Raw genomic sequence first — 26,107 nt, 5'->3', positions numbered from 1 at the left:
GCTCTTCAAGAACCCCCATGCGGATGACGATCCCGTCTGAGCCCTCTGAGACAGCGCAACGCCGTAAGGACCGCCGTCTCGCCTGACCAGGCCACCCGCTGCTGCCCCAGCCCCCATCCCGCCCCGCCCCTCCGCAGTCACAGCAACGGCACAGCAGCGCCACACAGGCGGCACACACCGGGCCTCGACGCTGGTCCCATGACCACCACAGCCCCCACCCCCCAGTCCCTGACCTCCCGCACCGCGGCCGCCGCCCGCGTCGTCGACATCGGCCGGGACCCCGTGGACACCCGCGGACCGCAGCCCGTGCTGGACGTGACCATCCCCGTGTACAACGAGCAGACCGACATCGAGGCCTGCGTGCGCCGGCTCAACGCCTACCTCGCCGAGCACTTCCCCTACACGTACTCCATCACCGTCGCGGACAACGCCTCCACGGACGAGACCCTCGTGATCGCCGAGCGCCTCTCCCGCGAGCTGCCCGCGGTGCGCACCGTGCACCTGGACCAGAAGGGCCGGGGCCGGGCGCTGCGCGAGGTGTGGACCCACCCGGCCGCCGCCGTGCTGGTGTACATGGACGTGGACCTGTCCACGGACCTCGCCGCCCTGCAGCCGCTGGTCGCCCCGCTGATCACCGGGCACTCGGACCTGGCCATCGGCACCCGCCTGAACCGCAGCTCCCGGGTGGTCCGGGGGGCCAAGCGCGAGTTCATCTCCCGCTGCTACAACCTCATGCTGCGCACCTTCATGGGCGCCCATTTCTCCGACGCCCAGTGCGGCTTCAAGGCCATCCGCGCCGACGTCGCCCAGAAGCTGCTGCCCTACACCGAGGACGCCGCCTGGTTCTTCGACACCGAGATGCTGGTGCTCGCCGACAAGGTCGGCCTGCGCGTGGCCGAGGTCCCCGTCGACTGGACCGATGACCCCCACTCCAGCGTGGACGTGGTCAAGACCGCCACGGACGACATCAAGGGCATGATCCGGCTGTCCAAGGAGATGGCCACCGGCCGGATCCCGGTCAGCGCCCTGCGCGCGGAACTCGGCCGCGGAGCGATCGCCGGGCAGTCCAACGCCCTGTTCTCCCAGGCCGTGCGCTTCTGCGTCGTCGGCGTCGGCTCCACCCTCGCCTACCTGCTGATCTTCGTGCTGTGCCGGATGACGATGAGCGCGCAGTGGGCCAACTTCCTGGCCCTGATCATCACGGCCGTGGCCAACACCGCCGTGAACCGCTTCTTCACCTTCGGGGTCACCGGCCGCGCCGGAGCGGCCAAGCACCAGCTGCAGGGCCTGATCGTGTTCTTCCTCGGCTGGGGCCTGACCGCCGGGGCCCTGGCGGGCCTGGACGCGCTGGGCGGGAACCACCCCGTGCTGGAGGTGATCGCCGTCGTCCTGGCCAACCTCGCCGCGACCGTCCTGAAGTTCCTCCTGTTCCGCTGGTGGGTCTTCCGCCCCCGCGAGGACGCCGCAGCCGAATCCGCAGCCGACGCCGCCGAGGCGCGCCTCGCCGGCACTCCCGAGACGGTGCGACCGGCGGAGCCCGCCGAGGCCGACGCCGCCCGCGCCGCCTGAACCCACCCCTGACCCCCTCCCCAACCCCTTGATCCTTTGAGGAGCACCATGCTGACCCAGAGAACCCCCGGCCGCTTCCGGCGGCTGATCGCCGGGACACCCGGCGAACCGCGATGGCTGAACCCCGCCGTCGCCCTGATGATGCTCGGCACCGCCGTGCTGTACCTGTGGAACCTGACCATCTCCGGCTGGGGCAACAGCTTCTACGCCGCCGCCGTGCGTGCCGGATCGAAATCCTGGACGGCGATGCTGTTCGGCTCCCTGGACGCCAACAACGGCATCACCGTGGACAAGCCGCCGGCCGCCTACTGGATCCCGGCGCTGTTCGCCCGCCTCTTCGGCTTCAGCTCCCTGACGGTGCTGCTGCCGCAGGCGCTCATGGGCATCGCCGCCGTGTGGGTGCTGTACCTGGCGGTCAAGCGCACCAGCGGCAAGATCGCCGGGCTGATCGCCGGAACCCTGATGGCCCTGACCCCGGTGGCCGTGATGATGTTCCGGTTCAACAACCCGGACGCGATGCTCACCCTGTGCCTGACCCTCGGCGCGTACTTCACCATCCGCGCGATCCAATCCGACCCGGCCCGGCGCTTCGCCTCCACCGGGTGGCTGTTCGGCGCGGGACTCATCCTGGGTCTGGCCTTCCTGGTCAAGATGCTCCAGGGCTTCCTCATCCTGCCCGCCCTGGCCCTGGCCGTGCTGGTGGCCGCCCGCGGCGGATGGGTGCGCAGGATCCGCGATCTCGCGGTGGCCGCGGTGGGCGTGTGCCTGCCGGTGCTGGCCTACGCCGCGGTGTTCTACGCCTGGCCGGCCGATTCCCGCCCGTACATGGCCGGCACGGAGAACAACTCCTTCTGGGAGCTGGTCTTCGGGTACAACGGCCTCGGCCGGATCTTCGGCGGCTCCGGCAACGGCGGCGGAGGGGGCGGCGGTGGCGGCTCCATGTTCGGCGGCTCCACCGGCGTGCTGCGGATGTTCAACTCCGGCTTCGGCCCGGAGATCTCCTGGCTGCTGCCCGCCGCCGCGGTGCTGCTCGTGGCCGGCCTCTGGTTCACCCGCCGCGCCCCGCGCACGGACGGCACCCGCGCGGCCCTGCTGGTCTGGGGCGGCTGGCTGGTGATCACAGCCGGGATCTTCTCCTTCATGCAGGGCACCATCCACCCCTACTACGTGGTGGCCCTGGCCCCGGCCGTCGCCGCCCTGGTGGCCATCGGCGGCGTCGAGCTGTGGCGAGGACGCGAGTACGCCCCGGCCCGCTGGACGCTGGCCGGAACCCTCCTGATCACGGTGATCTGGAACTTCGCCCTGCTGCGCAGCGCCGGGGCGGACTGGCTGCCGTGGCTGCCCTGGGTCATCCTGATCGGCGGGTCCCTCACCGCGGTCGCGATCGCGGCCGGTGTGCACCGGCTGCGCCCGGGCGGCTTCCGCCGGATGGGTACGGTGCTGGCCCTGGCCGCGCTGATCTTCGGCGGCCTCGGCACGGCCTCCTGGGGTGTCGCCACCGCGGGCCAGGCTCACACCGGCTCCACCCCGTCCTCCGGGCCGGCCGTGGCCGGTGCATCCGGGATGGGCGGACCCGGCGGCGGCACGGGTGGTGCCCCCGGCGGCGGGGCCGCGGGGCAGACCGACGGCGCCCAGACGGATGGCACCCAGACGGACGGAACCCAGGGTGGCACCGGTCAGACCGGCACCGCGCCCGGGGGTGCCGCCCAGAACGGCACCTCCCAGGACGGAACCGGTCAGAGCGGCGCGGGCCAGACCGGGACCGACTCCGCGCAGACCGACGCGTCCGCGTCCGGAACCTCCGACGGCACCCAGACCGACGGGGCCCAGGGCGGCATGGGCGGCGGCATGGGCGAGTCCAACGCCGAGCTGACCGAGCTGCTGGAGAACGCCGGCACCGAGTACTCCGCGGCCACCATGGGCGCGACCGGGGCGGCGAACTACATGCTCGCGTCGGACACCGAGGTCCTGGACATCGGCGGCTGGAACGGCTCGGACCCGTACCCCACGCTGGACGAGTTCAAGCAGATGGTCTCCGAAGGGAAGATCCACTACTTCATCGCCGGCGGCATGGGCGGCGGCGGGATGGGTGACTCCAGCTCCTCCGCCATCCAGCAGTGGGTCCAGGAGCACTTCACCGCGACGACGGTGGGAGGCACCACGGTCTACGACCTGACCTCCTCGTCCTCCTCCTGACCCTGCGCACCCCGTAAGAGGGACCCGACGCCGCCGCCCATGATGTTGGGTGGCGGCGTCGGCTCCGTCCGCCGTGCGCGCAACCGGCCCCGCACCCTGGCCAACGGGAGCGGGGCGGCGGAGCATGGGAGGCGGAACCACCCGCCGTACGAGCCCCGGGCTCGGCGGCACCCCAACCCCAGGAGGAGAACCATGGCCGAGGAACTGACCCGCGCGGACATCGTCGAGATCATGCGCGGCGAGCGCTTCGTGATGATGACGTCCGTCGCCGCCGACGGCACCCTGCAGTCCTACCCGATGACCCCGCAGGAGGTCACCGAGGAGGCCGTGGTGCGCTTCTTCATCGGGCTGCAGGGGGATCAGGCGGAGAACCTGCGGAAGAACGGCCAAGTCAACCTCGCCTTCGCCGAGGCCGGATCCTGGCTGTCCGTGTCCGGGACCGTGGAGTTCGAGGAGGACCGGGCCACGATCGATCGGCTGTGGAACGACGCCGCCGGCGCCTGGTTCGAGCACGGCAAGGAGGATCCGAACCTCGGGGTGCTGCGCTTCGAGGGGGAGTCCGCCCAGTTCTGGGGTCAGCCCGGTGGGCGCGCGAAGGCCCTCGGCGCGATCCTCAAGGCCAAGGTCACCGGGCAGCGCCCGCAGGGCTCCTCGGAGACCGTCGAGCTCTGAGGACCGACGGGCCTCGGTGATCCCGGGGCCCAGCAGAGCGTCGAGCCTGCGCCGCGGTGAATCTGCGGCGCAGGCTCGCGCTGTCTCGGGCTATTCCGTGCCGAGGATCGTGAGATCCAGCAGGGCCGGTGCCCGACCCGTCTGCTCGAGCACCGCCGCCTCCACCGCGTCGCGCAGACGACGGTGGATCTCCAGGAGGGAACGCTCCCGCCGGACCGTGATCTCCGCGTAGACGCGCACCCCGGCGTCGGTCTCGGAGACCCGCAGCCCGTCCACCCGCTCGCGGGCCTGCCCGCGGCGCAGGCTGGTGACGAACTGGGCCAGGGTCGGCTCCCGGCGCACGACGTCGGGGTCGGCGTCGAGGACCTCGGCGATCCGGTGGATGAGGCTGGTGGGCGCCTGCCCCTGGGGGGCGGCGGCCGTGCTAGACGCGATCATTGATGTCCTCGATCTCCAAGTCCACCGTCTGGGCTGTCAGTCCCAGCTCATCGCGCAGATCCTCCACGATGGCGGTGCGCAGGTTCCGGTCATAGCTGGTGTAGACGCTCTCCGGGGAGATGTTCATGCTCACCCGCAGGTGCAGGGGCCGCTCCCCGTCCGGCAGGGTCTGCTCGGTGCTGACCCGGCAGCGCCGGGCGGTGAGACCCGGGAAGGAGTCCACGGTGCGACGCACCCGCGCGGCCACCGCGGCCTGGCTGACGAACAGCTCCGAGGAGTCGGTGCGGAACGCCAGGACGGGGTGGGACCGGCGCACGTGCATCCGGGCGAAGCCCATCACCCGCGAGCGGATCGAGGGGGCCGGTGCCAGCTCCTGCTCCTCGGCCCGGGCCGCATCGGTCAGGGCCGCGAGGGACTGCAGGCTGTGCCGGGCCTGGGTGCAGTACTCGCAGCTGCGCTGGTGCTCATCGGGCGGGCCGTCCAGGGTGGCCCAGATCGAGTCGATGGGGCGCCCGCAGCCCAGCAGCTCCTCACCCTCGTCGGGCGCGGCGGGGTCCGAGGGGCCGACGACATGTGGTTCCGGGGCGGCGGGGCCCGTGCCGGACCGCTGCCGTTCGGGGTCGACGTCCTGGTGCTGGCTGCTCATCGCCACGCCTCCATTCCTTGCGCCAGATTCTTCCGGGTGCGGGCCAACCGGCCCCGGACCACGGTTTCGCTGACTCCGAGCGTCTCTGCCAGTTGATTGTAGGAGTACCCGTGCAGCTCCCGGAGGATCCATACCAGCCGCTGATCCTCGGGGAGGGTCTGCAGCAGCCGGTTCAGCTGATCCATCCCGGCCCGGCTCTCCGCCCGGCGGTGCGGGTCCTCCCCGGCCGCCGCCGAGGGGATGCGCTCCAGGGTCTCGTCCTCCACCGCCTGGGTGCCGCGGCGGGAGTCGCTGCGGATCGCATCCTTGCAGCGGTTGGCCCCGATGCGCAGCAGCCAGGTGGGGAAGGTGACCGGCTCCCGGAGGGTCTCCAGCTTCTGCCACGCGTAGATCAGGGTCTCCTGGGTGACGTCCTCCGCTTCGGATCGGTCCCCGAGCATGCGGTAGGCCATGCGGAACAGGGAGGTCTCGTAGCGGATGACCAGGGGCTCGAAGGCCTCCAGGTCTCCGTCCTGGGCGCGCTCCACGACCGTTGCGAGGTCCATGTCCTCGAGGTCGGGCCCTGCGGGCTCGTGCCGGACCATGCCGTGGTTCCCCTCCGTTCGTCGGTGGTCGCTGCTGCTCGGTGGCCGTGTCCGGGGATTCCGCGGGGTCGCGGGCCGGGCGGCTGCCCTCCCCAGGGTACGTGACGCATCTGACGTCGCCCCTCGGGGTTCTCCCCCGGCGTACTCCGCACAATCCCGGTCCGACTGGGGACGATGCGGTCCTCCGGGCTCCCGCGGGGAGGCCCGCGGGCACCCCTCCGGGAAGCCGCCGGAAAAAAATCTCGAGAACCTGCGTGAGGATTCCGCACGGGCGGCGTCTGTACTGGTGACCGTCGCCGATGGCGGTCATGAGGAAGGAGTCATCGATATGGCCAACACCAACGACATCAAGTCCACCACCTCCTCTGCTCAGCAGAACGGGCAGCGCTCCGAGGACAAGGGGGCCAACAACAGCCCGCTGCAGACCTCGCAGGGCACCACGACCATCAACGACACCGTGGTCGCCAAGCTGGCCGGCATCGCCGCCCGCGAGGTCGGTGGGGTGTACAAGATGGGCAACGCCGCCCGTCGCGCCTTCGACGCCGTCTCCGAGCGGATCCCCGGCGCCCAGACCTCCGTCTCCGGCGGCGTGTCCGTGGAGAAGGGCGAGCGCCAGGCCGCGGTGGACCTGTCCATCATCATCGAGTTCGGCGCCTCCGTCGTGGACGTCGCCCGCTCCATCCGCCGCAACGTCATCTCCACCGTGGAGCAGGCCACCGGCCTGGAGGTCGTCGAGGTCAACATCAACGTGACCGACGTGCACCTGCCCGAGGAGAACGACGACACCGAGGACGAGGGCAAGCAGCTCCAGTAGTCCTCCCCGCCGCCCCACCCGGGGCGGCTTCCCCCACCGGCCGCGCCGACGCGCCGCGAACCACCCGCAGGGCCCCGATCCGACGGGTCCTCGCGGGGCGCGGCGGCGCGGCCCCTGGACACTCATCTGTAAGGATTCATCATGAACACCACTCGTTTCGGTCTGCTCGTGGGCCTGGTCCTCGGCATCGTCGCCGCCTTCGGGACCTTCTCCATGTTCCTGATCGTGGTGCTCTTCGGCGCGATCGGCCTGGTGGTCGGTCTGGTGCTCGAAGGCCGCCTGGACCTGCGTTCCCTGATGGGCAAGTCCTCCGACCGGAGGTGACCCATGGCTGAGACCACCACCGCGGGCCGCCGCGCCGCCGACGCGCAGGCCCCAGCGCCCGACGAGCGGGGACGCACCGTCCTCGCCGAGCGCGTGATCGAGAAGATCGCCGCGCAGATCGCCTCCGAGCAGCCCCACATCGGGGGCACCTCGGGTGGGGTCCTGGGCATCGGCAAGCAGGAGAGCCTCTCCGCCCGCCCCTCCGTCAAGGTGGAGCTGACCGGGCGGATCGCGACCCTGGCCCTGGAGGTCGGCGTGCGCTACCCCGCACCCATCCGCCAGGTCACCGAGGACCTGCGCGAGACCCTGCGCCGGCGCGTCAGCGAGGCCACCGGCGTGCAGATCCGCCAGGTCGACATCCGCGTGGGCTACCTGCAGCCGCGCACCGAACAGGGAAGGAGGGAGCTGCTGTGAAGGGAATGCGCCAACGTCCCACCCGGCTGACCCCCGTCATCGTCACCTGCGTGGTGCTGCTCGCCCTCGGCGCGCTGCTGATCTGGCTGTCCGTGGACCAGCTGAGCTCCGGACGCTGGATGCCGCAGGTTGACGACGCCGTGGACGGCGCCTCCGGGCTGGCCTGGGATTCCCCGGTCGGCTGGACCGTCGCCGTGATCCTGGTGCTGCTGGGTCTGGTGCTGCTGATCGGGGCGATCGTGCCCGGTCGCCACCACGCCGCCCGGCTGAGCCTGCCCGTGGCGGAATCGGTCGCCGTGGACGGGAGCACCGAGGCCGTGATCACCAACAAGTCCCTGGCGGGGCTGGCCTCCGCCGAGGCCTCGCTGGTGGACGGCGTCACCAAGGTCAGCTCCTCCGCGGATCCGCGCTCCGTGATCGTGCAGATCACCACCCCGCTGCGCGAGCACCGGGACATCGTGGAGGAGGTCCGCGGCAGCGTCCAGCGTCGTCTGTCCGAGGCCGGGGTGACCCCCGTGCCGAAGGTCCGCGTGCGGGCCGTGACGAAGGAGATGTCATGAGGAAGAGAGCAGGCGCGCTGAACCGCGCGTGGCTGGCCGTGATCGGCCTCGTCCTGCTGCTGGCCGGGGCCTTCTGGATCCTGACCGCCGCCGGTCTCGTCTCCTCCTGGGGACTGAACGGCTTCGACGCCGGATCCCAGCCCCTGCAGGGGGCCTCGGACGTGCTGGGGCAGCAGTGGCTGCCCGGCGCGGCCCTGGCCGCGGGGATCGTGCTGGTGCTGCTGGCCGTGTGGTGGCTGGCCGCCCAGACCCCCCGCAAGCAGGAGGCCTCCCCGCTGCAGCTGCACCGGGACGCCCGCCAGGGCACCACCGTGATGCCGGCGTCGGCCGTCACGGATGCCCTGGAGCAGCGGGTCGAGGACCTGGAGCATGTGACCCGGGCCAAGGCCGTGCTGCGCGGCACGGCCCGCGCCCCCGAGCTGGCCTTGGACGTCACCGCCAATGAGCGGGTGGACGTGCAGGAGCTGTTGGGCGCCATCCAGCAGGAGATCCTGCCGGAGGCCGCCCAGGCGCTGGAGCAGCGCTTCACGAATCTCGGCGTGCAGGTGTCGGTCTCCCAGGAGACGGCCAAGCGCCATCAGGTCGTGGTCGCCTAGCTGGCGCACCCGGATCCGGGTGCCGTCAGCTGGGGATCCGCCCGGCAGGGCGGAGTCGACCATGGGGCCGACCATAGGGGTGGTCGACCGCGGCGGTGCCGCGGGCCTTCGGGGGAGGGTCCGCACCGCCACGGAGGGGCCGTTCCCGCGTCGTCATCGACGGCGTGGGAACGGCCCCTCCTTTTTCTCTGCGCGCAAGCCCGCGGTCTCAGCCGCCCGCGGGCAGGCGCACCGTGCTGGTCAGGGCCGTCAGGCACGGGGTGCGCGGGGTGGAGCCGAAGCCGAACTGCGGGGCCGGGTCCACCGGCGCCAGGGGTCCGGCGTCGCGCCCGCGCCACCGGACCCGGGAGTCGGCGATCCGGTGCAGGTCCGCGGCCGCGTACCACTCGGTGCGCCCGTTCCCGGCGGTGCCCAGGGTGCGCACCCCGGGCAGGAGCCGGCGGGCGACGGCGTCGGTGATCCCGGCGAAGCTGCGGGAGCGGCCCACCGGCCCCGGCACGGCGCGCAGCAGCAGCCCCAGGGGGTCCCGGGCCCCGACGGCGAAGCTCCACTCCAGGGGCCCGGCCGAGACCTCCCACCGGGAGGCCCGCCCCGTCCCGGTGCGCGCCAGGCGCACGGGCAGGACGCGGGCGTCGTCGAAGGTGTAGGTGGCGCTCACGAAGTCCCGGACCCACGGGTCCGGGGCCAGCAGCTGGCGGGTGCCGTCCGGGTGGGCGAGCATGACGTCGGCGAAGGGTCCGTGGGGCGTGGTGTGCCAGGCTCCCAGGACCAGGCGCAGCCCCGAGGCGGTGCCGACCCCGGCTATGTGGCCGGTGAAGCGCTGATCGCGGTGCATGGAGCCCATCCTGTCACCATCGATGTGGAAGCCGGCACCGAGTGAGCACGGGGCCGACCCGGTGCCGGTTCAGCGGCGGGTCGGCTCCCGGGTCGGCGTCGGCTCAGCGCCGCGGCCCGGGCAGGCCGGTGCGCCGCCCGGTGGCCGCCGTCCACACGGCCCCGCCCAGGGTCACCGCGCCCGCGCAGATCAGGGCCGCCGGCAGGCTGGCGATGCTCAGCAGCGCGGAGACCAGGGCGGGTCCGCCCAGCTGCCCGGCATTGGTGAACACCGCCCACACCCCGAGGAACCGGGCCCGGCCGACCGCGGGGCTCAGGTCCGCCCCGATCGTCATGTTCACCCCGGCGCCCAGGCCGTTGCCCACCGCCATCACGACGACGGCCGCGACCAGCCCCGCCACCGTGGGCACGGCGCCCATCAGCACGAAGCCCGCGCCGAACACGGCCAGGCACGCGGTGAGCACCGCGACCCGGCCCAGCCGGTCCTTCAGGTACCCGCCGGGGAACATCAGCACCAGCTCGATCGCCGCGCCCACCGCCACCAGCAGGGAGATCCCGGATTCGTGCAGCCCGATGGACGCGCCCCACAGCTGCACCATCAGCGGCTGCAGCACCCGGGCCACGGCCAGCACCAGGATCCCGATCCCGGCCAGCCAGACCGCGTGCCAGTCTACGGCCAGGGTGCGCAGGGACGGGCGCGGGCTCGGTGGGACGGGCTCGGCCCGTTCGGCCAGGTCCGCGGCCGCCTCGGCGGGTCCCTCGGGTTCGGCGGCCCCCGTGGCCGCCCCGATCTCCGGGACCGGCTCCTCCGTACCCGCGCGGGAGGAGCGGGCCGCGGCGTCGTCGAAGCCGCGGTTCAGGGCCGGGATGTTCAGGATGACCACGGCCAGCACCGCGCACAGGCAGGAGAACACGTACACGGACCACAGCGGCAGCCACACCAGCAGCGCCGCGCTGATCAGCGGGCCCAGCAGGTTGCCCACCCGCATGGTCCCGCCCAGGGCGGTCATGGCCTTGCCCAGGTGGGCCGGGGGCATGTGCTCGGCGACCACCGCCTGCCGGGCCAGGCGCCAGATGTCCTCCACGGGGGCGCGCAACAGCAGCAGGACGATGTACAGGGTCAGGGCCAGCGGCTGGGCCAGGGGAGCGGCCAGCGCGAACACCGTCAGGGCGGTGACGACGACGGCCGCGACCGTGCCCAGGGTCATCGCCCGGCGGTCCCCGACCCGGTCGATGAGGATGCCCACCGGGACCGTGAAGATCAGGGAGACCGCGCCCATCAGGGTCACGGTGCCGCTGGCCAGGGCGTTGCCGGCCCCCAGCTGCAGCGCGGCCAGCACGTACACCGGGATCGTCGCCCCGATGCCGATGGAGAACAGCAGGGACGGGACGAGGACCGGCCAGAGGATCGGCTTCAGCACGGGCGGCTCAGTCGTCGTCGCCGGAGGCGCCGTCCGATGCGCCGAAGACGTGCTCGCGCTGCTCCGCGAAGAACTCCTTCTCGGTCGGCTCCGGGCGGTCCTGGCCGTTCATCAGCCGGTGCCACAGCGGGTAGTAGGCCGGCAGCTGGGAGGCGCGGGTGATGCGATCGCGGGCCTCCTGCGGCAGGTGCAGTTCGGCGGCGTCCAGGTCCTGCTCCAGGTGCTCCTGGCGCCGGGCCGCGATCACCGTGCCGGCCACCCCGGGGCGACCCAGGATCCAGGAGATCACCACCTGCGGGATGCTCCACCCCAGCTCCTGGGCGATCTCGTCGAACAGCTCGATGAGGTCGTAGGCTCGGTCCCAGTCCGTCACGTGTGGCTCGGGCCAGCCGGTGCCCTGCCGGGTGTCCGACGGCGTCGGGCGCCCGCGGCGCACCTTCCCGTTGAGCAGTCCCTCCCCGAGCGGGGACCAGCCGAAGGTGGCGACCCCCAGGTCCCGGGCGGCCGGGATGATCTCGTACTCGATCTCCCGGGCCTCGGGGGTGTAGTAGACCTGCTGGGCGATCGGGGCGGGCAGACCGGCCATGCGGGCCTCGTACACGGTCTTCGCCAGCTGCCAGCCGCTGTAGTTGGACACCCCCCAGTAGCGGATCTTCCCGGCCCGGATCAGCTGTGCCATGGTCTCGATGGTCTCCCGGATGGGGGTCTGCCCGTCCCACTGGTGCAGGTACAGCAGGTCCAGGTGGTCCGTATCCAGGCGGCGCAGGGAGTCCTCGACGGCGCGGGTCAGGTGCAGCCGGGAGGCCCCGGAGTCGTTGGGTCCGTCCCCGACGGCGGTGCGGGCCTTGGAGGTCAGCACGATCTCCTCCCGGTGCCGGCCGAGGATCCGGCCCAGCACCTTCTCGGAGTCCCCGCCGTTGTAGATGTTCGCGGTGTCCACGAAGTTCACGCCGCGCTCCAGGGCGGTCTCCAGCTGGCGGGTCGCGGCGGCGTCGTCCAGCCCGGCAATCTCCTCCATGCCGCCGCCGGAGCCGAAGGGGATGGTGCCCAGGGCCAGGCGGGAGACGTACAGCCCGGAATCGCCGAGTCGGATGTGGTCCACGGTGGTGCTCCGTTCGCGAGGGGATGCGTAGTCCTCCCATTGTGCTCCCCGTTTCCGGGCTCCTCCGGCGCTCTCCTGCTCCGGGGGCGTCGGGGTCGGGGGAGGGACTACCGTGGAGACGGATCATCTCCGGATCCGCCGTCCATCCGTCCGACCTGAGGAGGCAGCCGTGCGCCCCCTGCATCTGAGGTTCCGCTACCTCGGCCTCGCGTTCCTCGGCGGCGCGCTGGGCACGGGGCTGCGGTACGGGCTGACGCTGCTGCTGCCCGGGGCCGGTCAGGGCCGCGGGGCGGTGCTGGTCGCCAACGTGCTCGGCGCCTTCCTGCTGGGCCTGCTGCTGGAGGGTCTGGCGATGCGCGGCCCGGACCAGGGCATCCGGCGCACCGGGCGCATCCTCGTGGGCACGGGCCTGCTCGGCGGGTTCACCACCTACTCCACGCTGTCCGAGACCACCGTCCAGCTGCTGGGGGAGCGGGGCCTCGGGGTGGGGCTGGCCTACCCGGCGGCCACCCTGGTGCTGGGGCTGGCGGCGGCCTTCCTCGGCGTCGCGCTGGGGCACCGGCTGGTGGCCCCGGCCTCCCCGGAGCGGGAGGTGCAGGACGCATGAGCCTCGTCCTGTTCCTGGGCGTGTGCCTGGCCGGAGGGCTGGGTGCCGCCGTGCGGATGCTGCTGGACGGGCTGCTGAAGTCCGCCGTCGCGGCAGGTTCGGCGCCGCTGCGCGGGTGGGCGGCGTTCCCGTGGGCCACCGGCGTCATCAACGTCACCGGCTCCTTCCTGCTGGGCCTGGTCACCGGTCTGGCCCTGGGTGGGCTGGTGTCCCCGGTGTGGCAGGCGGTGCTGGGCACGGGCTTCCTCGGCGGGTACACCACCTTCTCGACGGCGATGGTCGAGACGGTGCGGCTGGTGCAGGAGCGCCGGTGGGGGCTGGCCGCGGCGAACCTGCTCGGGGTCATCGGCCTCGGGACGCTCGCGGCCTGGGGCGGGATGCTGCTGGGGCTGCACCTGTAGCTCCCGACCCCTGTCGGCCGTCGGCCCGGCACCCTATTCTGAGGCTATGCGAATCTTGTCGCGACGGGGACGCGAGGTCGCTGTCGATCCGGCGGGGCCGCGACGCCGGTCCCCGGGCGCATCGGCCCGCCGCGGTCGACTGCGTCGGGTCCTCGGCGCGGTGCTCTGCGCGCTCGCGGGCATCCCCGCCGCCCTCGCCATCGTCCCGGCGGCGGGGCAGGTGCCCTTCGCCCTCTCCGTCCTTCTGCCCACCCTGGCGCCCTTCCTCGTCCCGACCGCACTGCTCGGCGCGCTGCTCACGCTCTCCGGGATGCTGGCCGGACGCCGCCCTCGCGCGCGGGCCGCGGCACGGATCCGCGATCTGAGCGCCCTGGCCCTGGCGGTGCTGGGTGCGGTGGTCCCCGGTGCCGCCTACGGCGCCGTGGTCGTGACCGCGCAGCGAGCCGGCGCTGCCGTGGACGTGATCCGCACCCTCGCGCCGCGGTCCATGGTCGCGGCACCGGATCGCACCATCCCCACCCGGGAGGATGCCCACGGTCGTCTGCAGATCTGGGCGCCGCCCGGCGGGGCCCAGGACGCCCCCATCCTGTTCGACGTGCACGGCGGCGGTTGGAACACCGACGCCCAGATGCAGGCCACGCTGCGGGCCCTCGCCCAGCGCGGCTGGCTCGTGGTGCGCCCGGAGTACCCGCTGGCCTCCCCGGGGCACCCGACCTGGCAGGAGGCGCCGCGCTCCCTGGCCCGCTCCTACGCCTGGGTGGCCCGCCACGCGGGCACGCTGGGCGGGGATCCCCGGCGGATCTCGGTGTTCGGCGACTCGGCCGGCGGGGGCCTGGCGGTGAATCTGGCGGATCGGATCGCGGCGGGGACCCTCGATGGGATCGACGACGCCGCCGCCCTGCCGGTGCCGCGCGCCGTCGTCGCCCTGTATCCCACGGTGGACGTGGCCGCGGTGCAGCGGGTCCGGGCCCTGGGGGCCGGGAAGGCCGCGGAGGAGTTCGTCGGCGGCACCCCGCGGAGCATCCCGAGCGCTACCAGACCCTGGATGCGCGCACCTGGGCGACGCGCGGTGACCCGCCGACGCTGATCATCCGCGGCGGAGCGGACACGTTCGTGCCCCCGGATTCGGTGCGGGGCTTCGTCGCCGCGGCCCGCGCCCGGGGAGCCGCGGTCACGGATCTGCGGGTCCCGCTGGCCAATCACGCCTTCGACGCTCAGGCGCGCGAGTCCGCGGGCTACCAGCTGGTCACAGGAGCCGCCGAATGCTTCCTCTCCGAGCACGGCTGAGGTGCCTTCCCCCGCGGATCGCCGAGCCGTCACCCGCGGGGGCTCTGAGGGGCTCAGACGCCACGCCGGTGACGGCTCGGCGCGGGGTCAGTCGGCGTCGGTGACGTGGATTACTCTGAGGGAAGTATTCTGAGGCGAATATCTCTCATCGGATCGAGGAGCTGCCATGTCCCCCGCGGAACCTTCCCGCCGAACCCCCGAGGAGGCCCCAGTCGAGTCCGAGGCTCGACGGCATCCCGGACCGGGCTCCGCCGATCCCGGCGCGGGTTCCACCGCGAGCGTCGTGAAGTCCATCCTCGCCGCTTCCAGCGGCAACCTCGTGGAGTGGTTCGACTTCTACATCTACGCGTTCTTCAGCGTGTACTTCGCGCCACTGTTCTTCACCGGCACGGGGGAGACCGGGGCCTTCGCGAAGTCGGCGGCCGTGTTCTTCGTCGGCTTCCTGATGCGCCCGATCGGCGGGTACGTGTTCGGGCGGGTCGCGGACCGATACGGCCGCAAGACCTCGATGCTCGCCTCGATCCTGCTGATGTGCGCCGGGTCCCTGTGTCTGGCGATGCTGCCGACGGCGCAGACCATCGGGGCGGCCGCGCCGTGGCTGCTGCTGCTCGTGCGGTGCGTGCAGGGTCTGTCCGTGGGCGGGGAGTACGGCTCCACCGCCACGTACATGTCCGAGGTCGCCACCGCCGGCAAGCGCGGGTTCTTCTCCTCCTTCCAGTACGTCACGCTGATCGGCGGACAGCTGCTGGCCAGCCTGCTCGCGGTGATCATGACCCACACCCTCGGTGATGACGCGATCACCGCCGGGTGGTGGCGCCTGCCCTTCGTGATCGGGGCGCTGGCCGCCGTCGTGTCCCTGTGGCTGCGCTCCGGGCTGGCGGAGACGACGACGTCCGAGGAGCGGCAGCGGCGCACCACCGGCCGGTTCCTGACCATCCTGCGGGACTACCCGCGGGCGTTCTGGGTGGTCCTGGGGATCACGAGCATCGGCTCGCTGACCTTCTACGTGTTCACCACGTACATGCAGAAGTATCTGATCAACACCGGCGGGTTCGCCAAGGGGGAGGTGGCCGATGCGATGACCGTGTGCCTGCTGCTGTATCTGCTGATGCAACCGGCGGCCGGGTGGCTCTCGGATCGGATCGGGCGCAAGACCTCCATGCTGATCTACGTGCTCGGGATGATCGTGCTGGTGGTGCCGCTGCTGACGCTCATCGGACGGTCCTCCTCCCTGGTCACCGCCTCACTGCTGGTGCTCGTGGCGATGCTGTTCCTCAGCCTGTACACCTCGATCTCCGGGATCGTGAAGGCGGAGATGTTCCCCGCGCACGTGCGCGGGCTCGGGGTGGGCTTCACGTATGCGATCGGCAACTCTCTGTTCGGCGGGTCCGCAGAGTATGTGGCGCTGTTCCTGAAGGAGCAGGGTTTCGCGGGCGTCTTCCCCTGGTACGTGGTGGTCGTGGGGGTGCTGGGCCTTGTCGCGGTGCTGTTCATGCACGACAACCGGAGCCATTCGACCCTGGACCACCCGGAGTCCAGCGCCTACGGGCGGTAGGGAGCGTGCGGAATCGCCGAGCCGTCACCCGCGTGGGCTCTGAGGAGATCAGACGCCACGCCGGTGACGGTTCGGCGCGGGGTCAGGCGGCGGTGAGGCGGACCAGCGGCGTCGAACCGGCGGTGGCATGCGCGGTGCCGAGGTTGATCGCGGTGCCTTCGGGGCAGACGGTGATGACCACGGGGGAGAGGGTGGAGCTGGTCTGAGCCTCGAGGATCTCCAGATCGGCCCGGCACAGCGGCTGCCCGGCGGCGACCCGCTGCCCGTCCGCCACCAGCGGGGTCACCGCCGGACCCTGCGCGCGGCTGCTGTCCGTGCCCACCAGGACGAGGATCTCCAGGGGGGCGCCGGCCAGCGTGTCCTCGGAGCGGATCCAGTAGGCGTGCGGGGTGCGCGGGCTGGTGCGCACGACGCCGTCCAGCGGTGCGACGAACAGCCCATCCTCCGGGGCGATGGCCACGCCCGGTCCCAGCACGCGGCGGGCGTGCAGCAGGTCCGGGACCTTGGACAGGGAGACGAGGTCCCCGGTGACGGGAGAGAGGAGGGTGGCGGTGTGATTGTGGTTCGGGGTGCGGGTGCGCTTGAACATGATCGTTACCTTTCGTTTATGCTCAGAATGAGCGTAGAACGAAAGAGACCGATGTGCAACGATCAAGAACGAAACTAAGTGGCGGATGGGGTCCGTTGCGCCGTCCTCACCCGGCGACGCCGGTATCCTGGGGAGCGATGAGAGCTCAGAGCACGGACTTCGCCGAACAGCGCCGCCGCAAGATCGCCGACCTGGTTCGGCGCGCCGGCAGCGTCCGGCTGGCCGACCTCGTGCAGCCCTTCGGCGTCAGCGAGCCCACGCTGCGCAAGGACCTCACCGCCCTGGAGCAGGAGGGACTCCTGCGACGCACCCATGGTGGAGCGATCGCGATCGAAACCAGACCGCAGTCCACCAATGACGCCAGGAAGGCCCGCCACATCGAGGCCAAGCGGGCGATCGCCGCGTGCTGCGCGGAGATGGTGCAGGAGGGACAGTCGGTGTTCCTCGATTCCGGCACCACGATCGAGGTGCTCGCCGAGCATCTGGAGCGGGATGCGGTGAACGTGCTGACCAACTCGATCGGCGCGGCGATGGCCGTCGCGGAGCGCCCCGGCCTCCGCCACACGCTGCTCGGCGGGGAGTACAAGCGGGTCGGCGGCTCTCTGAGCGGGGCCATCACCGTGGAGACCCTCTCCCGCTTCCATGTGGACACCGCGTTCATCGGGGTCAGCGGCATCACCCCGCAGGGGATCTTCACTGTGGATGTGGCCGAGGGGTATGTGAAGCAGGCGGCGATCCAGGCGGCACGGCGCGTCGTCGTGCCCCTGGACACCTCCAAGGTGGGATATCAGGACTTCTACCACCTGGCGGCCCTGGACGTCATCGACGACATCGTCGCCGAGGCGCCCCATGAGGACCTGGCCCGCTGGTGCGCGGAGCACGGGGTGCGGCTGCACACCGCATAGCCCCGCGCTCCGCGGGGAGGGGGATCAGCTGTCGCGCTGCTCCTGTGCCCTGCCGGAGATCTGCTGCTCGGCGGCCTCCTCGGTGGTCTCGCCCTGGCCGGGCTCCTCCTCGGAGGCGGTGTGCTCCAGGTCGTCCTTCGTGGGATCGGGCATGACGGGCTCCTTCGGTGGCTCGAGGCGCCCCGGACGGGGCGCCGCTTCCAGCATGACCCATCCCGACGCCGCGGACCAGGGTGATCGCCCTCCGGGAACGCATCCTCCCGCCCCCGCCGCCCCGCCCGCTCCCGGATCGACACTCCGCAGTGCATGAGTCCGCCGCTCCGCTCGGCGAAATCCCGAATCCGCCGCAAGTCCGGTGGCCGGGGGGTCGAGCCATGAATCCGCTCCGTCTGTTCGGATCGCGCACTCCGCTTCACATGAGCCCGAAGGGTGATTAGCATCACCCATGGGTGCGATGAGGCGCCCGAAGACGGAGGAGATCCCATGACCGTGCACGCGAATCCCGGCACCGACGGCTCGCTGCTGACCTTCAAGGACCGCTACGAGCACTTCATCGGCGGTGAGTGGACGCCGCCCGCCAAGGGCCGGTACTTCGAGAACGTCACCCCGGTGACCGGGAAGGTCTTCTGCGAGATCGCCCGCGGCACCGCCGAGGACATCGACGCCGCCCTGGACGCCGCCCACGCCGCCGCCCCCGCCTGGGGCCGGACCGCCCCCGCCGAGCGGGCCGCGGTGCTGCTGAAGATCGCCGAGCGCATGGAGCAGAACCTGGAGATGCTCGCCGTCGCGGAGACCTGGGACAACGGCAAGGCCGTGCGGGAGACCCTGGCGGCGGACCTGCCGCTGGCCGTGGACCACTTCCGGTACTACGCCGGGACGATCCGCGCCCAGGAGGGGCGGCTGTCCCAGATCGACGAGGACACCACCGCCTACCACTTCCACGAGCCGCTGGGCGTGGTCGGGCAGATCATCCCCTGGAACTTCCCGCTGCTGATGGCGGTGTGGAAGCTGGCCCCCGCGCTGGCCGCCGGCAACGCCGTCGTGCTCAAGCCGGCGGAGCAGACCCCGGCCTCGATCCTGGTGCTCATGGAGCTGATCGGGGACCTGCTGCCGACCGGCGTGCTCAACGTGGTCAACGGCTTCGGGGTGGAGGCCGGCAAGCCCCTGGCCTCCTCCCCGCGCATCGCGAAGATCGCCTTCACGGGGGAGACCACCACCGGCCGGCTGATCTCCCAGTACGCCTCGGAGAACATCATCCCGGTGACCCTCGAGCTCGGCGGGAAGAGCCCCAACATCTTCTTCGAGGACGTGATGGACCGGGACGATGCCTTCTGGGACAAGGCCCAGGAGGGCTTCACCCTGTTCGCCCTGAACCAGGGGGAGGTGTGCACCTGCCCGTCCCGGGCCCTGGTGCAGGAGAGCATCGCGGAGGGATTCCTGGAGGCCGTGGTGGCCCGCACCGAGCGGATCCGGATGGGCAACCCGCTGGACACGGACACGATGATGGGAGCCCAGGCCTCCAGCGATCAGCTGGAGAAGATCCTGTCCTACCTGGACATCGGGCGGCAGGAGGGCGCCGAGGTGCTCACCGGCGGGGAGCGGGCCGTGCTCGACGGGGAGCTGGCCGGCGGCTTCTACGTGAAGCCCACCATCTTCCGGGGTGAGAACTCGATGCGGATCTTCCAGGAGGAGATCTTCGGGCCCGTGGTCTCCGTGGCCACCTTCGCCGATTACGACGACGCGATCTCGATCGCCAACGACACCCTCTACGGGCTGGGGGCCGGCGTCTGGTCCCGCAGCGGCAACGTCGCCTACCGGGCGGGCCGAGCCATCCAGGCGGGGCGGGTGTGGGTGAACAACTACCACGCCTACCCCGCGCACGCGGCCTTCGGCGGGTACAAGTCCTCCGGCATCGGCCGGGAGACGCACCTGATGATGCTGGACCACTACCAGCAGACCAAGAACCTCCTGGTCTCGTACTCGGAGGACGCGATGGGCCTCTTCTGAGGCGAGCACGCCCCTCCCCGAGCACCCCTGGAACCCTTTCACGACGATTCGAAGGAGAATCCCTGATGAGCACCATGACAGCAGCCGTGGTCGGCGCCTTCGGCGAGGAGCTGGACGTCACCGACGTCGAGCGTCCCACCCCCGGGCCCGGACAGGCCCTGGTCAAGCTGATCGCCTCCGGCGTGTGCCACACGGACCTGCACGCCAAGGACGGCGACTGGCCGGTCAAGCCCACCCCTCCCTTCATCCCCGGCCATGAGGGCGTGGGCGAGGTGGTGGCCCTCGGCGAGGGGGTGGCGGACCTGCAGGTCGGCGACCTGGTGGGCAACGCGTGGCTGTGGTCGGCCTGCGGTCGCTGCGAGCACTGCCAGACCGGCTGGGAGACCCTGTGCGAGGAGCAGGTCAACGGCGGGTATTCGGTGGACGGCTCCTTCGGCGAGTACATGCTGGTGGACGCGGACTTCGCGGCCCGCATCCCCGAAGGCGCCGACCCGTACGAGGTGGCGCCGGTGCTGTGCGCCGGGGTGACCGTGTACAAGGGCCTCAAGCGCACCGAGGTGAGGCCCGGCCAGTGGGTCGTCATCTCCGGGATCGGCGGTCTGGGGCACCTGGCGGTGCAGTGCGCGGTGGCGATGGGGATGCGGGTGGCCGCGGTGGACGTCGCCGAGGACAAGCTGGCCCTGGCCCGCCAGCACGGGGCGGAGCTCACCGTCAACGCGATGTCGGGGGATCCGGCCGCGCAGATCCAGGAGGCCACCGGCGGGGCGCACGGGGTGCTGGTCACCGCGGTGCACCCGGACGCCTTCCGGCAGGCCATCGACATGGCCCGCCGCGGCGGGACCATCGTGTTCAACGGCCTGCCCCCGGGGGAGTTCCCGGCGCCGATCTTCGACATCGTGCTCAAGGGCCTGACCATCCGCGGGTCGATCGTCGGCACCCGACGGGACATGGAGGAGGCCCTGGACTTCTATGCCCGCGGCCTGATCCATCCGACCTTCTCCAAGCGCCCGCTGCAGGACATCAACGGGATCTTCGACGAGATGCACCACGGGAAGATCGAGGGTCGCGTGGTGATCGAGTACTGATGCCGGCCCACGACGACGCCCGCCCGGCGTCCTCCGACGCGAGCCGCCGCGAACCGGGGGCCGGGGCCGACGGCGCCGCCGGGCGGGAGACCATCGAGGCTCACCCCGCCGTCGCGGGGGAGACGGCCTCCCGCGTGGCCTTCACGGGGGAGGCGGTGGCCCTGTTGCGGAGTCTGTGGGAGATCCACGGGCCGCTGATGTTCCACCAGTCCGGCGGCTGCTGCGACGGCTCCTCGCCCATGTGCTTCCCGGCCGGGGAGTTCCGCACCGGCGCGGCGGACGTGCTCCTGGGCGAGCTGGATCTGCCGGACGGGCGCGGCGCGGTGCTCGGGCGGATCGGGTTCTGGATGTCCCGCGAGCAGTTCGAGTACTGGAAGCACACGCACCTGACGGTGGACGTGGTGGACGGGCGCGGGTCCGGCTTCTCCGTGGAGGCCCCGGAGGGCAAGCGCTTCCTGATCCGCAGCCTCCTGCTGTGACGGCCCCGCCCGGCCGCCCCTCCCAGGCTTTGGCCGCGAAGGGCGGCCGGGGCGCTGGAGGGAATGGGCAGCGGATCGTGGGCGCGTCACCGGGTGAGCAGGGCGGGCGGGAAGGCCAGGAGCAGGAACGCCAGGCCGAGCACCAGGAGCACCACCGCGAGGATCACCCGGGCATCCCAGTGCATCAGCCAGTCGAACCCCGCCCGCACCCAGCCGCTGGCCCGCGGGAACCGGTTCCACACCCACGAGGAGAGCAGGTACGGTCCCATCAGCGCGCCCAGCAGCAGGCCGACCAGCACCAGCTGCAACGGCCACGCCTCGGTGGTGCGGGTGATCAGCCGGCTCGTGGCGTAGGTGAGCAGGATCCGGTTGGTGCTCAGCCCCGCGCTGAGCGCGCCGAACAGGTAGATGCCCAGTGGCGTCATCGCCTGGGCCGTCGCCCCGGTCCGGGCGGGTGGACGGGGCGCGGCGGAGCGGGCGGCCTCCCAGCCGGCGGCCAGCAGGAAGAGCACCCCCACGGCGAGGTCCAGGTTCCGCTGGGTGAGCAGCCGCCGCACGGCGCCGCCGACCTCGCGGGCCAGCTGGCTCGGATCGAAGACCTGGAACAGCAGCAGGAGCAGCAGCGTGCCCGTGCCCAGACCCAGGGCCAGGCAGCGGATCATCGTCGCCGCGCGCGGGGAGCGGTTCAGCTGGTGCAGGACGACGGCGTACAGGGTGGGGCTGAACCCCATGGACGCACCCAGGACCGCCATGCCCACGCCGGAGCCGATCACCTGAGCCGTCTGCGAAGCCATCGCTGACCAGTATCCGCCACCGCGGGTGAGCCTCGCACATCGGAACCGCCCGTCGAGGCCCCGAGCGCACGCAGCCCGGGTTAGAATCGGCGACGGCGCCGGGTGGACCCGCGCTCCCCCTCTTCGCATCCCCGTCTTCGCCCCTCGAGGATCCATGTCCTCTGCCTCCCCCAGCGACCGCCCCGCCCACACCGGACCCGCAGCAGGCCGCCTCCCGGCAGGTCCCGACGCCACCGCCGCGAGCTCCCCGGCCCGCCGCTTCCACACCAGCGGCCTGGACGCCCTGCGGGCGATCGCGGTGCTCGCCGTCGTCATCTATCACGTGGGCCCGGGTCTGCTGCCCGGCGCCTGCTCCCGGCGCTGCTGGTGGTCATCACCGTGTGCTGCGCGGCGTCCCTGCTGGGCGGCCCGGATCTGCGGGTGCACCTGGACCGGCAGGTCCTCGGTGCGCTGACCTTCTCCACCAACTGGCTGGAACTGGCCGCGGGCGGCTCCTACTTCCACCACACCGCCCCCGTGCTGTTCATGAACTTCTGGTCCCTGGCCGTGGAGGAGCAGTTCTACCTGGTCTGGCCGCTGCTGTTCCTCGGGATCATGGCCCTGACCCGCCGCCCCGCCCCGCGCATCCTCCTGGCCCTGGCCGGGGCCGTCGCCTCCGCGGCGCTGATGGCCGGTCTCTACGTCCCGGGCGAGGACCCCACCCGCGTCTACTACGGCACGGACACCCGCGCCTTCGGGCTGCTGCTGGGCATCGCCCTGGCCTTCGCCTGGCAGCTGGGCCGGGGCCCGGCCGCCGGCCTGCTCGCCCGGCGCGGTCCTGCGTCGGCGCTGCTGGGCGTCGGGACGCTTGTCGTCGGCGCGTGCTTCGCGGTGCTCACCGAAGACGGCGCCGCCACCTACCGCGCAGGCCTGGCCCTGGCCAGCCTCGGCACCCTCGCGATGATCGCCAGCCAGCTCGGCCCGACGCCGGCCCTGGGCCGGGTGCTGGAGGCCCGGCCCCTCGTGTGGGTGGGGCGCCGCTCCTACGGGATCTACCTGTGGCACTGGCCCGTGCTGAAGATCCTCAACGATCTGGCGCCCACCGGAACCCGCACCCCCGCCTGGTGGGCAGTGCAGGCCGCGGCGGTGGTGCTCACCGTGGTGCTGGCCGCCGTCTCCGAGCGGTGGATCGAGCAGCCCGTGCGCCGCCGCGGCTTCCGCGCCGTCCTGCTCGGGGCGGCCACCGTGCTCAGCGCCGGACTGGCCGCCATCGGCTCGGCCGACGCCCGGCGCACGATGTCGTCTCGCCTGCGCGCCGCCCTGGCCGGCGGGCTGGTGGGGGTGCTGCTGTTCGGCACCGCCGCGGTCGCCGTCGTCACCGCCCCGCAGCGCAGCCAGGTGGAGCAGGACGTGGACGGCGCCCAGCAGGCCATGGCCGAATCCCAGCAGAAGGCGCGCGAGCGGGCGAAGGAGCGGGCCGAGCAGCGGGCCAGCGCCGCCCCTTCGGCCAGCGCCTCCGCCGCCCCCTCCGCCAGCCCGACGCCGAAGGGATCGCAGTGCGCCTCCCCCAAGCCCGAGGACATGACGTTCATCGGGGACTCCCTGATCGCCGTCTCCGCGCCCGGGCTCATGCAGCAGTTCCCGGGGGCGGTGATCGACGGGGTGCCCAACCGCAAGTGGGACGAGGCCGAGGGGCTGGTGCGCTCGCACCTGGATGACGGCACCCTCGGGCCCTGCGTGGTCCTGGACTTCGGCACCAACGGCGGCATCCCCGAGCCCGGGGTGCTGGACCGGGTGCTGGACATGATCGGCCCGGACCGCGACGTCGTGCTGGTGACGATCTACGGGCAGTCCACCTTCATCGAGGCCGCCAACCAGCTGCTGTGGGATCAGGCGAAGAAGCGGCCGAACGTGCGGATCGCGGACTGGTACGCGATCGCCTCCACCCGCCCGGACCTGCTGCAGTCGGACCTGACCCACCCCAACATCCCCGGCGGCACGGTCTTCGCCGAGACCATCGAGAGGGCCTTCCAGGGGTTCGGGAAGCGCTGAGCCCGGCCCGGTCGGGCTGCCCCGGTCAGGCGGGCTGCCAGTCCTCGGCCGGGCCCTGGGCCAGCCCCAGCAGCCACCGCGCCAGCATCCGGTGACCCTCGGCGTCGGGGTGCAGCCCGTCCGCGCGCACCCGCTCGGGGTGGCCCTCCAGCACCGGCCAGGGATCCAGGTGGTCCCGGTGGGTCTGCCGCGCCCACGCGGCCAGGCGCTCGCGGTGCTCCCGCACCAGGGTCGGGTCCACCTCGTGGCCCAGCACGGTCCGGACCCGCTGGGCGTCCAGCCACGTGGGGCCCAGGACCACCGGGCGCATACCCTCGGCCTCCAGGTCGGCGCACAGCCGCTGCACCAGCTCCACCAGCTCCCGCGGGGAGGTGCCGTCCAGCAGCAGATCGTTGATCCCCGCGCTGATCAGCACGGTGTCGGCCCTGCGCGCGGTGAGCTCCGGGAGGATGTGCTGGGCGATCCGGCGGATCGTGGTGCCCGGGTAGGCCAGCTGGTACAGCCGGTGCTCGGCTTCCTCGCGGCCCACGTGCCAGGCGCCCAGGGCCGCCGCCCACCCGCCGTCGAGACTGGCTCGGCCGTAGGCGATGGAATCCCCGATCACCGCGATCCGCTGGGCGACGGCCAGCGGGTTCGCGCTGAGGTAGGCCCACGCGGGCCGGGTCTCGGTGGCGCCGGGGGTGCGGGTGAGGGTGCGGCGCCGGGCGTAGGCGGCCACCTCGTAGGCGTCCGCGGCGGCCAGCTGCTGCGCGTCCAGGGGCAGCAGGGCCCCGGCGACGCTGCGGCGGATCCGGCGCACGACCCCGGGGTGCACGTCCTTGCCGCTGGCCGCGATCACCGCCGGATCCAGGATGGGCACGTCGACGACGTCGTGGTCGGCCAGCTCCGTGGGCTGGGCGTGCACGGTGTGCCCGAACAGGTGCTCCTGGACGCGGGGGTTGAGGAGGGTTCCGAAGGAGAAGACGGGGAGGTCGGTGCTGCTCATGCTCCCATTCTGCGCCGCGGACCCGTGGGAAGGGGCTAGAGCCGCCAGGGGTGCGGGGTGTAGGCCCGGCGCCCGGGCAGGCAGCCGGCCAGCGCGCGGATCTCGGCGGCCACCTGCTGCGCGGCCAGCACGGGCAGTCCCGCCCCGTCGACCCCGGGCAGGATCACGTGGCGGCCGTGGCCGGTGGCCCCGGCGCGGCGGGCGTGGGCCGCGGTCAGGGCGGCGCGCAGCCGGGCGGGCTGGCGGGCCTCGCGCCGTCCGGCGGAGATCACCGTCACCGGAATCCGGCCGAGCTTGGGGGACTGGTCCAGCCAGCCGGGCAGGGTCTCGTCGAGGGAGGCCCGCAGCTGCGCGGAGGCCGTCCGGCTGGCGGCGTCCCAGCCGTCGGCGGCCAGGTCCACGCGGACGTCCTCCGGCAGCAGGTGCAGGCAGCGTCCGTGCCGCGCGAGGGCCGCGAGGCGGCGGGCGGCGTCTGCGGTGCCGGACAGCGCTGCGGCCCACCGGGGGCGACGCCGCTCGGAGAGGCCGCGGCGCGGGCTCGCCGGGCTCTCCGGGCTCATCAGGCTTCCCAGGCTCACCGGGCCGAGCCGGCACTGGGTCGGGGCGGGGCCCAGCTCGTCCACGGGATCCACCAGCACCAGTCCGGAGATCCGCTCCCGACGCCGGGCGGCCACCGCGCGCACCACGGGCCCGCCGGTGCCGTGCCCCACGAGGACGAAGGGTCCGGGGCCGAAGTGCTCGAGCAGATCCTCCAGGTCCGCGGTCATACGCTCCAGGGTCCACGGGGCAGCCGGGCGGCGACCCGATCCGGCGGAGCGGCCCAGCCCGGTGCGGTCGTAGACCACGGTGCGGGCGGAGACGCCGACGGCGCGCTGCACGAGCGCCCACATCGAGCCGGTGTCCGCCGCGTCGGCCTCGACGATGACGGTGGGGCGGGGACACACGGCCCCGGCGGCCTCGGCCGCACCGCAGCGGGGGCCGTCGATGACCATGGCGCACAGCTCGCGCCCGTCCCGGGTGGTGACCCATTCCCGGCGGCCCTGGCTGTGTCTGGCGCGTGCCCGCAGCATCGTCGGCGCTGACCTCCTCGCCGGCCCCGGGGGCCCGGTGTCTCCGAGCCTGCCCTCCCGGGACGCTGAGGCCATCCTAACCCCTCGGGGAAGGGCTTGGCGAGGTGGGGCCGGGGCGGATGTCCGGGCGGGCGTCCGCGCT

General features: G+C 72.5%; 30 protein-coding genes. 19 read left to right on the top strand and 11 right to left on the bottom strand.

Annotated elements, in window-relative coordinates:
• Nucleotides 1-198: 198 nt before the first annotated feature.
• From KKR01S_RS01480 to KKR01S_RS01465, 3 genes are all read left to right on the top strand, one after another.
• Nucleotides 199-1,569 carry a bifunctional glycosyltransferase family 2/GtrA family protein gene (locus KKR01S_RS01480; RefSeq protein ID WP_081101453.1) on the top strand — a complete coding sequence of 457 codons (1,371 nt, stop codon included), beginning with the start codon at nt 199-201 and terminating at the stop codon, nt 1,567-1,569.
• A 48-nt stretch (nt 1,570-1,617) separates the two neighbouring features.
• Nucleotides 1,618-3,765, top strand: coding sequence for a glycosyltransferase family 39 protein (locus KKR01S_RS01475; protein WP_058743661.1), 2,148 nt, complete (start codon nt 1,618-1,620; stop codon nt 3,763-3,765).
• Between the two features lie 192 nt (nt 3,766-3,957).
• Complete coding sequence (locus KKR01S_RS01465) at nt 3,958-4,437, top strand: pyridoxamine 5'-phosphate oxidase family protein (protein ID WP_058731715.1); 480 nt, start codon at nt 3,958-3,960, stop codon at nt 4,435-4,437.
• Nucleotides 4,438-4,527: 90 nt separating this feature from the next.
• On the opposite strand, the gene KKR01S_RS01460 is transcribed toward KKR01S_RS01465, so the two are convergent.
• Genes KKR01S_RS01460 through KKR01S_RS01450 form a run of 3 tightly spaced genes read right to left on the bottom strand, consistent with a single transcriptional unit; the run spans nt 4,528 to nt 6,105 of the window.
• The gene (locus KKR01S_RS01460; protein WP_058731714.1) at nt 4,528-4,875 is read right to left on the bottom strand and encodes a hypothetical protein; all 348 of its coding nucleotides are present in this window, start codon (nt 4,873-4,875) and stop codon (nt 4,528-4,530) included.
• Nucleotides 4,862-5,521, bottom strand: a complete 660-nt coding sequence (locus tag KKR01S_RS01455) for a hypothetical protein (protein ID WP_129358054.1) — start codon at nt 5,519-5,521, stop codon at nt 4,862-4,864. The genes KKR01S_RS01460 and KKR01S_RS01455 overlap by 14 nt, the downstream gene beginning before the upstream one ends.
• Nucleotides 5,518-6,105: an RNA polymerase sigma factor gene (locus KKR01S_RS01450; protein ID WP_061225115.1), complete on the bottom strand. Its 588-nt coding sequence runs from the start codon at nt 6,103-6,105 to the stop codon at nt 5,518-5,520. The genes KKR01S_RS01455 and KKR01S_RS01450 overlap by 4 nt, the downstream gene beginning before the upstream one ends.
• A 328-nt stretch (nt 6,106-6,433) precedes the next feature.
• Here KKR01S_RS01450 and KKR01S_RS01445 point away from each other — a divergent pair, with 328 nt between their 5' ends.
• The 5 genes from KKR01S_RS01445 (at nt 6,434) to KKR01S_RS01425 (ending at nt 8,813) form a co-directional block, all read left to right on the top strand.
• The gene (locus tag KKR01S_RS01445; RefSeq protein ID WP_061225114.1) at nt 6,434-6,919 is read left to right on the top strand and encodes an Asp23/Gls24 family envelope stress response protein; all 486 of its coding nucleotides are present in this window, start codon (nt 6,434-6,436) and stop codon (nt 6,917-6,919) included.
• Nucleotides 6,920-7,060: 141 nt separating this feature from the next.
• The gene (locus KKR01S_RS01440) at nt 7,061-7,243 is read left to right on the top strand and encodes a hypothetical protein (RefSeq protein ID WP_058731710.1); all 183 of its coding nucleotides are present in this window, start codon (nt 7,061-7,063) and stop codon (nt 7,241-7,243) included.
• Nucleotides 7,244-7,246: 3 nt separating this feature from the next.
• Nucleotides 7,247-7,657, top strand: coding sequence for an Asp23/Gls24 family envelope stress response protein (locus KKR01S_RS01435; RefSeq protein WP_081046368.1), 411 nt, complete (start codon nt 7,247-7,249; stop codon nt 7,655-7,657).
• Between the two features lie 5 nt (nt 7,658-7,662).
• Nucleotides 7,663-8,217 carry a DUF6286 domain-containing protein gene (locus KKR01S_RS01430; protein ID WP_058731709.1) on the top strand — a complete coding sequence of 185 codons (555 nt, stop codon included), beginning with the start codon at nt 7,663-7,665 and terminating at the stop codon, nt 8,215-8,217.
• Complete coding sequence (locus KKR01S_RS01425; RefSeq protein WP_061225113.1) at nt 8,214-8,813, top strand: Asp23/Gls24 family envelope stress response protein; 600 nt, start codon at nt 8,214-8,216, stop codon at nt 8,811-8,813. Before KKR01S_RS01430 ends, KKR01S_RS01425 begins: the two co-directional genes overlap by 4 nt.
• Nucleotides 8,814-9,021: 208 nt before the next feature.
• Here KKR01S_RS01425 and KKR01S_RS01420 read toward each other — a convergent pair whose 3' ends face one another.
• The 3 genes from KKR01S_RS01420 to KKR01S_RS01410 all read right to left on the bottom strand — a co-directional run bounded on the left by KKR01S_RS01420 (nt 9,022) and on the right by KKR01S_RS01410 (nt 12,170).
• Entirely contained in the window at nt 9,022-9,648 is a 627-nt protein-coding gene (locus KKR01S_RS01420) for a hypothetical protein (RefSeq protein ID WP_061225112.1), read from the bottom strand.
• A 103-nt stretch (nt 9,649-9,751) separates the two neighbouring features.
• The gene (locus KKR01S_RS01415) at nt 9,752-11,068 is read right to left on the bottom strand and encodes an MFS transporter (RefSeq protein ID WP_099049699.1); all 1,317 of its coding nucleotides are present in this window, start codon (nt 11,066-11,068) and stop codon (nt 9,752-9,754) included.
• Between the two features lie 7 nt (nt 11,069-11,075).
• Entirely contained in the window at nt 11,076-12,170 is a 1,095-nt protein-coding gene (locus KKR01S_RS01410; protein WP_061225111.1) for an aldo/keto reductase, read from the bottom strand.
• A gap of 169 nt (nt 12,171-12,339) precedes the next feature.
• On the opposite strand from KKR01S_RS01410, the gene KKR01S_RS01405 reads away from it, so the two are divergent.
• From KKR01S_RS01405 to KKR01S_RS01390, 5 genes are all read left to right on the top strand, one after another.
• Complete coding sequence (locus tag KKR01S_RS01405; RefSeq protein WP_064725748.1) at nt 12,340-12,777, top strand: fluoride efflux transporter FluC; 438 nt, start codon at nt 12,340-12,342, stop codon at nt 12,775-12,777.
• Complete coding sequence (locus tag KKR01S_RS01400) at nt 12,774-13,178, top strand: fluoride efflux transporter FluC (RefSeq protein WP_058731457.1); 405 nt, start codon at nt 12,774-12,776, stop codon at nt 13,176-13,178. The genes KKR01S_RS01405 and KKR01S_RS01400 overlap by 4 nt, the downstream gene beginning before the upstream one ends.
• A 160-nt stretch (nt 13,179-13,338) precedes the next feature.
• On the top strand, nt 13,339-14,265 hold the full coding sequence (locus KKR01S_RS01395) for an alpha/beta hydrolase (protein WP_061225110.1): 927 nt from the start codon (nt 13,339-13,341) through the stop codon (nt 14,263-14,265).
• A 26-nt stretch (nt 14,266-14,291) separates the two neighbouring features.
• Entirely contained in the window at nt 14,292-14,465 is a 174-nt protein-coding gene (locus tag KKR01S_RS10875; RefSeq protein ID WP_165596153.1) for a hypothetical protein, read from the top strand.
• Between the two features lie 166 nt (nt 14,466-14,631).
• Nucleotides 14,632-16,020 (top strand): MFS transporter, encoded by a 1,389-nt coding sequence (locus KKR01S_RS01390; RefSeq protein ID WP_081101451.1) that lies wholly within the window; start codon nt 14,632-14,634, stop codon nt 16,018-16,020.
• A gap of 82 nt (nt 16,021-16,102) precedes the next feature.
• Here the strand turns inward: KKR01S_RS01390 and KKR01S_RS01385 are convergent, their stop codons facing one another.
• A complete protein-coding gene (locus KKR01S_RS01385) occupies nt 16,103-16,609 on the bottom strand; it encodes a PTS sugar transporter subunit IIA (RefSeq protein WP_061225109.1) in 507 nt (168 codons plus the stop codon).
• A gap of 137 nt (nt 16,610-16,746) precedes the next feature.
• Between KKR01S_RS01385 and KKR01S_RS01380 the strand changes: the two genes are divergently transcribed.
• Nucleotides 16,747-17,514 (top strand): DeoR/GlpR family DNA-binding transcription regulator, encoded by a 768-nt coding sequence (locus tag KKR01S_RS01380; protein ID WP_061225108.1) that lies wholly within the window; start codon nt 16,747-16,749, stop codon nt 17,512-17,514.
• A gap of 24 nt (nt 17,515-17,538) precedes the next feature.
• Here KKR01S_RS01380 and KKR01S_RS11425 read toward each other — a convergent pair whose 3' ends face one another.
• The gene (locus tag KKR01S_RS11425; protein ID WP_280513751.1) at nt 17,539-17,667 is read right to left on the bottom strand and encodes a hypothetical protein; all 129 of its coding nucleotides are present in this window, start codon (nt 17,665-17,667) and stop codon (nt 17,539-17,541) included.
• Between the two features lie 330 nt (nt 17,668-17,997).
• Here KKR01S_RS11425 and exaC point away from each other — a divergent pair, with 330 nt between their 5' ends.
• From exaC to KKR01S_RS01365, 3 genes are all read left to right on the top strand, one after another.
• Complete coding sequence (gene exaC / locus KKR01S_RS01375) at nt 17,998-19,521, top strand: acetaldehyde dehydrogenase ExaC (RefSeq protein WP_061225107.1); 1,524 nt, start codon at nt 17,998-18,000, stop codon at nt 19,519-19,521.
• A 65-nt stretch (nt 19,522-19,586) separates the two neighbouring features.
• Nucleotides 19,587-20,606 carry an alcohol dehydrogenase AdhP gene (gene adhP / locus KKR01S_RS01370; protein WP_061225106.1) on the top strand — a complete coding sequence of 340 codons (1,020 nt, stop codon included), beginning with the start codon at nt 19,587-19,589 and terminating at the stop codon, nt 20,604-20,606.
• The gene (locus KKR01S_RS01365) at nt 20,606-21,085 is read left to right on the top strand and encodes a DUF779 domain-containing protein (protein WP_081046114.1); all 480 of its coding nucleotides are present in this window, start codon (nt 20,606-20,608) and stop codon (nt 21,083-21,085) included. Before adhP ends, KKR01S_RS01365 begins: the two co-directional genes overlap by 1 nt.
• 86 nt (nt 21,086-21,171) lie before the next feature.
• On the opposite strand, the gene KKR01S_RS01360 is transcribed toward KKR01S_RS01365, so the two are convergent.
• Nucleotides 21,172-21,879 (bottom strand): hypothetical protein, encoded by a 708-nt coding sequence (locus KKR01S_RS01360; RefSeq protein ID WP_061225105.1) that lies wholly within the window; start codon nt 21,877-21,879, stop codon nt 21,172-21,174.
• A 154-nt stretch (nt 21,880-22,033) separates the two neighbouring features.
• On the opposite strand from KKR01S_RS01360, the gene KKR01S_RS10870 reads away from it, so the two are divergent.
• Together KKR01S_RS10870 and KKR01S_RS01355 are read left to right on the top strand one after the other, a co-directional pair.
• Nucleotides 22,034-22,333 (top strand): acyltransferase, encoded by a 300-nt coding sequence (locus KKR01S_RS10870; RefSeq protein ID WP_165596152.1) that lies wholly within the window; start codon nt 22,034-22,036, stop codon nt 22,331-22,333.
• Entirely contained in the window at nt 22,246-23,910 is a 1,665-nt protein-coding gene (locus KKR01S_RS01355; RefSeq protein ID WP_061225104.1) for an acyltransferase family protein, read from the top strand. Before KKR01S_RS10870 ends, KKR01S_RS01355 begins: the two co-directional genes overlap by 88 nt.
• A 25-nt stretch (nt 23,911-23,935) precedes the next feature.
• Here KKR01S_RS01355 and KKR01S_RS01350 read toward each other — a convergent pair whose 3' ends face one another.
• Nucleotides 23,936-24,895, bottom strand: coding sequence for an SGNH/GDSL hydrolase family protein (locus KKR01S_RS01350; protein ID WP_061225103.1), 960 nt, complete (start codon nt 24,893-24,895; stop codon nt 23,936-23,938).
• 35 nt (nt 24,896-24,930) lie between these two features.
• On the bottom strand, nt 24,931-25,965 hold the full coding sequence (locus KKR01S_RS01345; protein ID WP_061225102.1) for an alpha/beta fold hydrolase: 1,035 nt from the start codon (nt 25,963-25,965) through the stop codon (nt 24,931-24,933).
• Between the last annotated feature and the right edge of the window lie 142 nt (nt 25,966-26,107).

It is taken from the genome of Rothia kristinae NBRC 15354 (assembly GCF_001570865.1).
GTDB classification, from domain to species: domain Bacteria; phylum Actinomycetota; class Actinomycetes; order Actinomycetales; family Micrococcaceae; genus Rothia; species Rothia kristinae.
This window is presented reverse-complemented; position numbering and strand designations above follow the sequence as displayed.